Here is an 8,429-nt window from a genome sequence, read left to right on the forward strand (position 1 = left end):
TCAAGGCATTTTTCTGTACCTAATAGCGAGCTATTAGTCAGAAAAATAACGATGAGAGGCGGAAAAATAGCCCGTTGGGCAAATTTTCTTATGTGCAGCTCAGGTTATTTAAAGTTGTGATTAATTCAACTCAGCAATATAACGTTTAGGTGATTTGCCCAGTGCTTTTTTAAACATAGTAATAAATGCACTGACCGACTCATAACCTAAACTGTCTGAAACAGCTTGCACACTTTGCTGTTCTTCCAATTTTTGTAGCGCAATAATTAAATGAAGCTGGCTGCGCCATTGGCCAAATGTCATTCCGGTTTCGTGTTTAATTAAACGGGCGAGGGTGCGCTCACCTAACGCAAAATGATTCGCCCATTGGGTCAGCGTTGTGCGATTATCCGGCTGTTTAAGTAAAGTGCTGGCGATTTGTTTGACCACAGTATGTTTACTCTGCACAAAATTAAGCTGTTGAGTCGGCATTTGAGTTAATAATTCAAATAATACCTCTGCCACTTTATGCTCAAATCCATTTTTTGAATAATGCTGATTTAAACTCGCAAAATGGATAAATAGTTCACGGGTGACAGTCGTTAACGACAAAACACAGGGCGAAACAGGTAAGCCTGTGAGCTGGTTTTGAATAAATAAATGTCCAAGCTTCGCCTGATCAGATGCGCGATTGGTATGTTTAATATGTGGCGGGATCCAAATTGCATTATTGGCTGGCACCATCCACAGCGCATTTTCAATTTCACAAGTCACATAACCATGCAGCGCAATAATTAATTGCCCCTTTGGATGAGTATGGAGTGGCAGCGCATGACTATTTTTTACGGCTTCTATTTTAGCGATTAGCGGCTGTGGCATCTGCTCGTAATTTTGCAGATTTCCCCAATTGATATGTTGCTCTAAACTCATTTGGCTGTTTTTAGTAATTAACTGTCATTATTGCTAAATAATAAAGGATAGATAACTTATATACTACTGCTCTTTATTTTTGCCTGAGAGATTTATTGTGCAAGCATCTGATAATAATGTAGCCAGTGCCCACCCATCTGGGTTATTAAAATATGTCATTTTAGTCGTTGGTATTATTTTACTGGCGGCTAATTTACGTGCGCCAATTACCGGTATTGCGCCTGTGCTTGAGCAAGTCATTGCTTTTTTTCAACTCACTGCAGCTCAGGCCGGATTATTAACTACCTTGCCTTTATTAGGTTTTGCATTAATTTCGCCATTGGCTCCTAAAATGGCTAAAAAGCTTGGCTTAGAAACAACTTTATTTGTTGCCTTAATTTTAATTGGTGCAGGGTGTCTCTCACGATTATTAGACGCTAAGTCTATTTTATTTATCGGCACTGCCATTATAGGTGTTGGCATTGCGATAGGTAATGTATTACTGCCGAGTTTGATTAAGCGCGATTTTCCGCAGCAAGTCGCATTAATGACCTCTGCTTATGTTTTATCTATGGGCATTGTTGGCGGTGGTTTTTCTGCTTTAGCTATTCCGATTACCAATTGGCATCAAATGGGTTGGCAAGTCACTATGGCTTCACTGAGTTTACTGGCGTTAATTGCGATGATTTTATGGTTGCCTCAGCTTAAATATAAAACCAAGCCAGATAGCAGTGCGTTGCAATCGACAAATCAGGATAAAATTTGGCAGCATAGTTTGGCATGGCAAGTGACTTTCTTTTTAGGGAGTAACTCCTTATTTACTTATATTATTGTTGGCTGGTTGCCGAGTATTTTAATTGAAGCTGGCTATTCAGCTGAAAAAGCGGGTGCTATTCATGGGATCTTTTTAATCGCGACCGCTGTGCCGGGTTTAGTGTTAGTGCCTTTATTGGCTAAATTAAAAGATCAACGCATTCCTGCTATTATCTTGGCTGGCATTGCAGGTGTTTGTTCGCTTGGGCTGATTTATTTTCCTCAGTTTGCTTTTTTATGCACAGTGATTATGGGGTTTTCATCCGGCGCTTGTTTTATTTTAGGTTTATCTTTTATTAGTTTACGTACCAATCATTCGCTGCAAGCTGCATCTCTATCCGGCATGGCTCAATGTGTTGGTTATTCTTTGGCAGCAACCGGACCTATGTTAGCGGGTTATTTTCATGGCTTAAATGGCAGTTGGGATGGCGCACTTTGGATATGCGCTAGCGCTAATTTTTTAGGTGCGGTGATGGGCATTGGTTGTGGTCGTAATATCACCATTCCTTATGCTCAATCTATTAAAGCTGATTAAAATAAGGCTTTAATTTTATTAATAATCTGCTACATTAACTGTTAATTTATACAGTTGGATGAATTAATGTGTTAAGCGATAAGTGGGTATTGATAGGTTTGGTTGCGGCTGGGTGTATTATTTTATGTTTGGTTTTACTGGTTTTAATCGCCCAGCGCAGACAAATTAATGCGCTGGTTGCCGATAAAAGTGATGCTCAAAACCAGCTTACCGACTTACGCTTATCTTTGATGAATCAAACTCATGAGCAATTTACCGCTTTAGAAAACCGCCTGCACCAACAACAAAATCAATTACAGCAAAGCTCATCGCAAAATCATCTGGCTTTATTAGATTTAATTAACCGCAATCACGCAGAGCACAGACAAGAGCTTGGCAAAGCCGTACACCAACAAAGTGAAACTGTGGCTAAACGCTTAACTGAACTGGCCAATATTACCGAAAGCCGGCTCGATAAATTATCTAATAGAGTGAATGAAAAGCTGAGCGAAGGGTTTGAAAACACAGTAAAAACTTTTAACGATATTTTAAAACGGCTGGCATTAATTGATCAGGCTCAACAAAAAATAGCCGAGCTTTCCGGTAATGTGGTCAGCTTGCAAAATGTATTAACCGACAAACGCAGTCGCGGCGCATTTGGCGAAGTTCAGCTTTATAACCTGATTGAAAATACACTGGCAAAAGAGCAATTTGAAAAACAAGCTAAATTGTCTAACGGGCGAATTGCCGATTGCCTACTAAAATTGCCTGAGCCAACCGGCAATATTGTGATTGACTCTAAATTTCCACTCGAAAATTATCAGAATATGATGCAAAGCGGCATTGCCGAAACTGAACGAAAAGCTTATGAACGCCAGTTTAAAGCCGATGTAAAAAAACATATCTCGGATATTGCAGCCAAATATATTATTGAAAAAGAAACCTCAGACAGCGCTATTTTGTTTTTACCGGCAGAAGCCGTATTTGCCGAAATTCATGCATATCACCCTGATATTGTCGAATTTGCGTGGCAAAGCCGCGTATGGCTAACTTCACCAACTACCTTAATGGCAATATTAACTACAGCCAAAGCCGTATTAAAAGATGAAGCAACTCGCCAACAAGTACATATCATTCAGCAACATTTAATTAAACTAGCGGGTGATTTTAACCGTTTTCAAGGGCGTTTTGATCAACTAGCAAGGCATATAGACCAAGCTGCAAACGATGTAAAACAAATTCATACCTCAGCCAGCAAAATCACCAGCCGGTTTCAGTCAATTGAACAAGTCCAATTTGATGAGATTGAAGATGGCAGAGCAGGGTAATGTCGTCAGTTTTTTAACCCGCTACAGAGTCTGTCGTATAACTGTCGTAGCCGACATGCCTATTAAAATGGGATAGTTGCTTCTTTCTTAAAGGAGGTGATTATGGAAAATATGATTAATATTAAGCTATTAAAAAAAGTTAGAAATGATAAGCATTGGTCTCAAGATGAGCTGGCAATTGCGTCAGGGCTTAGTTTGAGAACCGTTCAGAGGGTTGAAAGTTCAGGAAAGTGCTCACAAGAAACCTTAAAGTCTTTATGTGCTGCATTAGACGTTGATGTAAATAAACTAGAATCAAGAGCGCATTTATTAACTACTGATTATATATTTTCTTTCTTGAATCGTCCGAAAAAAGCAATTTGGTTTTTATTTATTCCTTTGGTGATTGCTTTGATAGTTTTTATGGCTAGAAACTATCAAAGTGAAATTGAATTTAATTTTATTATTGAAGATGAGTATGGGATTTTTACTGAAACTCTGTTTGTTAGTCCTAATCAAGCAAAAACAAATGTATTTAAGCTCCATAATGGATATTCCTTGGAAATAGATTACATCTACGGAATAACACCACGGCTTAAATCTCAACTCTTCTTTACTAATGAAGGTCGTAAAATTTTATTGCATACAAGTAATCGTATTGGAACGGAATTTTTACCTGTTCAATATAAAGTTACTCCTTCTAATATACGTTTTATTTCGCCATTTGTTGAGAATCAAAGCACTTAACAAAAACTATGAGGCATCAGGTTTCCAACGAATCCCAACAACTTGATTGAGAACATTTTTAAGATATAAAAAAGCCCTGTTTAATTGATTAAGCAGGGCTTTTTTTAGTTATGATTTTTCAGCAATCAGGTTGCTAAATTAAAGGTTGTAACCGCGCTCTTCATGGCTGGTAATATCCAAACCTTGGATTTCGGCATCACGTTCTACACGTATACCTTTGGTTAATACACCTATTAATTTTAATAATATAAAGCTTACAACAGCTGTATATACAAAAGTTGCAACTATACCAATAACTTGCACTTGTAATTGTTCAAGAATACTGGTGTTGTCGCCACCAAATCCGTATCCACTGAAAATACCTAACTCTGTTGAACAAAAAATACCAGCAAGGAAAGTACCTAAAATACCGCCCACACCATGCACAGGGAATACATCAAGTGAATCGTCTATTTTCCATTTTTGTTTGATCAGGTTCGTACAGTAGAAACAAATGATACCTGCCAACAAACCAATAATTAATGCTGCAGCTGGACCAACAAAACCAGAAGCCGGGGTTATTGTACCTAAGCCTGCAACCATGCCTGTAACTATGCCTAATACTGAAGGTTTTCCGTATTTTATCCATTCAATGACCATCCAAGTTAATGCTCCAGTCGCAGCAGAAATATGGGTTACTATCATTGCCATAGCTGCATCACCGTTAGCCGCAACAGCACTTCCACCATTAAAGCCAAACCAGCCAACCCATAACATACCAGCACCACCCATGGTCATAGTTAAGTTATGTGGGATCATGGAGGCACTACCATAACCGTTACGATTTTTGATAACCATAGCTGCAACTAAAGCTGCAACACCTGCTGTAATATGTACTACAGTACCACCGGCAAAATCGAGCATGCCCATTTGAGCAAGCCAGCCACCGCCCCAAACCCAATGGCAAACTGGTAAATAAACTAAAATAAGCCATGTTGAGCAAAAAAGTAAAACAGATGAAAACTTCATTCGTTCTGCAAAGCCACCTACAATAAGCGCTGGGGTGATAATTGCGAATGTCATTTGGAACATAAAAAATAGGGGTTCGGGCAGAGTGCCTGATAGTGAGTCTTTAGTTACGCCGTTTAAAAAGGCTTTTGATAAATCGCCAATAAAGGCATTACCTTCACTAAAAGCTAAACTGTAGCCGCCAATTAGCCAAATAATAGAAGCAATACAGGCAATGGCGAAACATTGCATTAAAACTGATAATACGTTTTTACTTCGGACTAAGCCGGCATAAAAAAAACAAAGCCCGGGTAAGGTCATAAACAATACAAGAGCTGTAGAGGTCAAGATCCAAGCTGTATCGCCCGTATCAAGTGTGTCTGCCATGCTAATGCCTGGCATAATTGCAAGTAGAGTTAGGATATAACGCATAGTTTTGTTCCTATGTTTACATTTTAATTAAACGGCTTCTGAACCTTCTTCACCTGTTCGAATTCGAACAGTTTGTTCAACATTAGTGACAAATATTTTGCCATCGCCAATTTTATTTGTTCGGGCTGTTTGAACGATAGTTTCAATGACTGAATCTACTCTTTCTGTGGCGATTACAATTTCGATTTTAGTTTTGAGTACAAACTCAACTGTGTACTCTGCACCCCGATAAAGTTCAACATGTCCTTTTTGACGGCCAAATCCTTTCACTTCAGTTACAGTCATGCCAGTTACATTTATGTCACTGAGTGCTGTCCTAACTTCATCTAACTTGTGAGGTTTGATAATGGCGGTAATTTTTTTCATATTGTTAAGTAGTTTATTTGTTAAAAATAGTGCATTTTTTATGTGGGTAAGTTTGTTTTCACCACAAAGGCGCGCATCATAGCAGAATTTTCACCACTGTGAATCATATTGCACTAAAAAATATATCGGCTGTCATTAATGGTGCAAAATCAATGGTTTGCACTAATTTGGTGTTCCATTTTGGTGCGATTTAATCAGTCTAGCTGATGATCTTAACTATCGACAAGTTTGCTATAAAAAAGTTAATATCATTTTAACACCTATTTTTATAATAAATTAACCTGAACTCGCTTTAGCTGGTGCAGGTCAAAAATAATCAAGCCTAACAATAAAAGGAGTTCAAATGTCTGAGCATGTATTTCCTGTTACTGAGTCTTTAAAACAAAAAAGTTTATTAAATAATGAACAATATCTTGCGTTGTACAAAGATTCAGTTGAACAGCCAGAATCGTTTTGGGCCAATCAGGCAAAACGTCTGGATTGGATTACCCCATTTTCTAAAGTCAAAAACTCATCTTATGCCCCTAACAATGTTGCTATTAAGTGGTTTGAAGACGGTGAATTAAATGCCTGCGTAAATTGTGTTGATCGCCATTTACCTAAACGCGCTAATCAAACCGCATTAATTTGGGAAGGTGATGAACCAACTCAAGATAAAAAAGTAACCTACCAAGAGCTACATGACGAAGTTGCTAAACTGGCGAATGGCTTACGCAAACTTGGCGTTAAAAAAGGGGATAGTGTCGCTATATATATGCCAATGGTTTGCGAAGCAGTTTACGCTATGTTGGCCTGCGCCCGAATTGGCGCTGTGCATTCAGTTATTTTTGGTGGATTTTCTCCAAATGCGATAGCAGACCGAATTGTAAATTGTAATGCAAAAGTGATTATTACGGCTGACGGCGGCAAACGTGGTGGTCGGCCAATTCCGTTAAAAGAAAACGTAGACGAAGCACTAGCACGCGAAGATGTCACCAGTATTGAACATTGTTTGGTATTTAAGCACAGCGGCGAATCAGGTAACTGGAATAGCAATATTGATATTTGGGCGCATGAATTAACTCAGGATTTACCAAATGTGTGTGAGCCAGAGGTCATGGGTGCAGAAGACCCTTTATTTATTTTATATACATCTGGTTCGACTGGTCAGCCAAAAGGTGTATTACATACTACAGCTGGTTATTTGCTGTATGCGTCGTTAACGCATCAATATATTTTTGATTATCAGGAAGGTGATATTTATTGGTGTGGCGCCGATGTGGGTTGGATTACCGGTCATACTTATATTGTGTATGGGCCGCTGGCCAATGGTGCGACTCAGGTGATTTTTGAAGGGATTCCGACTTATCCAAGTTGCTCGCGTTTGGGCGATGTTGTCGACAAACATCAAGTTAATATTATGTACACGGCACCTACGGCAATCCGCGCATTAATGGCCAAAGGGGATGAAGCTTATGCCACCAATAAACGGACTTCGCTTCGGTTATTAGGCAGTGTTGGCGAGCCAATTAACCCAGAAGCTTGGGAATGGTATTACAAAAATATGGGTAATAGCCAATGCCCGATTGTTGATACTTGGTGGCAAACAGAAACCGGCGGCATTATGATTACGCCTTTACCGGGTGCAACCGATTTAAAACCGGGTTCGGCAACTCGTCCATTTTTTGGAGTTAAACCTGCATTAGTTGATAGTGACGGCAATATTTTGGATGGCGCGGTAAGCGGTAATCTGGTTATTTTGGATGCTTGGCCGGGTCAGGCTCGCAGCATTTATGGCGATCACGAACGATTTGAGCAAACGTATTTCAGCACCTATAAAAATATGTATTTTACTGGTGATGGCGCGCGCCGGGATGAAGACGGTTATTATTGGATAACTGGCCGAGTAGATGATGTATTAAATGTGTCTGGTCATAGATTAGGAACGGCTGAAATAGAAAGCTCGCTGGTTGCGCACAAAGCGATTGCCGAGGCCGCAGTAGTTGGTTATCCGCACGATATTAAAGGTCAGGGCATTTATGCTTATATTACGCCAGTTGAAGGCGTAGAAATGACAGACGAGCTGATTAAAGAAATACGTGAATGGGTTAAACACGATTTAAGCCCAATTGCTTGCCCGGATAAACTCCAGTGGGCAAAAGGTTTACCAAAAACGCGCTCTGGTAAAATTATGCGCCGGATATTACGTAAAATTGCAACTAATGAACACGATCAGTTAGGGGATACCAGCACATTGGCCGATCCGAGTGTGATTGTCGATTTAGTTGAAAAGCGATTAAATAAATAACCTCAATTCGGTTTAATGAATATGTTTCAAACGGCCTTTTTTCGCGGGTACTGCGTTAAATTCACTTGCAATACGACCCCATGGATGG

General features: G+C 39.5%; 7 protein-coding genes. 4 read left to right on the plus strand and 3 right to left on the minus strand.

The window, feature by feature from the left end; translation table 11 throughout:
- Positions 1-120: 120 nt before the first annotated feature.
- Positions 121-909 carry an AraC family transcriptional regulator gene (locus N7931_RS18700; protein WP_262795865.1) on the minus strand — a complete coding sequence of 263 codons (789 nt, stop codon included), beginning with the start codon at positions 907-909 and terminating at the stop codon, positions 121-123.
- Between the two features lie 97 nt (positions 910-1,006).
- Here N7931_RS18700 and N7931_RS18705 point away from each other — a divergent pair, with 97 nt between their 5' ends.
- The 3 genes from N7931_RS18705 to N7931_RS18715 all read left to right on the plus strand — a co-directional run bounded on the left by N7931_RS18705 (position 1,007) and on the right by N7931_RS18715 (position 4,269).
- The gene (locus N7931_RS18705; protein WP_262795866.1) at positions 1,007-2,236 is read left to right on the plus strand and encodes an MFS transporter; all 1,230 of its coding nucleotides are present in this window, start codon (positions 1,007-1,009) and stop codon (positions 2,234-2,236) included.
- A gap of 68 nt (positions 2,237-2,304) precedes the next feature.
- Positions 2,305-3,543, plus strand: coding sequence for a DNA recombination protein RmuC (locus N7931_RS18710; protein ID WP_262795867.1), 1,239 nt, complete (start codon positions 2,305-2,307; stop codon positions 3,541-3,543).
- 102 nt (positions 3,544-3,645) lie between these two features.
- A complete protein-coding gene (locus N7931_RS18715) occupies positions 3,646-4,269 on the plus strand; it encodes a helix-turn-helix domain-containing protein (RefSeq protein ID WP_262795868.1) in 624 nt (207 codons plus the stop codon).
- A gap of 138 nt (positions 4,270-4,407) precedes the next feature.
- On the opposite strand, the gene N7931_RS18720 is transcribed toward N7931_RS18715, so the two are convergent.
- Both N7931_RS18720 and N7931_RS18725 read right to left on the minus strand, forming a co-directional pair.
- Positions 4,408-5,688: an ammonium transporter gene (locus tag N7931_RS18720; RefSeq protein WP_262795869.1), complete on the minus strand. Its 1,281-nt coding sequence runs from the start codon at positions 5,686-5,688 to the stop codon at positions 4,408-4,410.
- 27 nt (positions 5,689-5,715) lie between these two features.
- Positions 5,716-6,054, minus strand: coding sequence for a P-II family nitrogen regulator (locus tag N7931_RS18725; RefSeq protein WP_262795870.1), 339 nt, complete (start codon positions 6,052-6,054; stop codon positions 5,716-5,718).
- A gap of 343 nt (positions 6,055-6,397) precedes the next feature.
- Here N7931_RS18725 and acs point away from each other — a divergent pair, with 343 nt between their 5' ends.
- Entirely contained in the window at positions 6,398-8,341 is a 1,944-nt protein-coding gene (gene acs, locus N7931_RS18730; RefSeq protein ID WP_262795871.1) for an acetate--CoA ligase, read from the plus strand.
- Positions 8,342-8,429 lie beyond the last annotated feature (88 nt).

The sequence above is a fragment of the Catenovulum sp. 2E275 genome, from assembly GCF_025515275.1.
Taxonomy (GTDB): Bacteria; Pseudomonadota; Gammaproteobacteria; order Enterobacterales; family Alteromonadaceae; genus Catenovulum.

Coding starts and splice junctions, on each gene's coding strand:
- N7931_RS18700 (WP_262795865.1), bottom strand. CDS start 909: ATGAGTTTAGAGCAACATATCAATTGGGGAAATCTGCAAAATTACGAG.
- N7931_RS18715 (WP_262795868.1), top strand. CDS start 3,646: ATGGAAAATATGATTAATATTAAGCTATTAAAAAAAGTTAGAAATGAT.
- N7931_RS18720 (WP_262795869.1), bottom strand. CDS start 5,688: ATGCGTTATATCCTAACTCTACTTGCAATTATGCCAGGCATTAGCATG.
- N7931_RS18725 (WP_262795870.1), bottom strand. CDS start 6,054: ATGAAAAAAATTACCGCCATTATCAAACCTCACAAGTTAGATGAAGTT.
- acs (WP_262795871.1), top strand. CDS start 6,398: ATGTCTGAGCATGTATTTCCTGTTACTGAGTCTTTAAAACAAAAAAGT.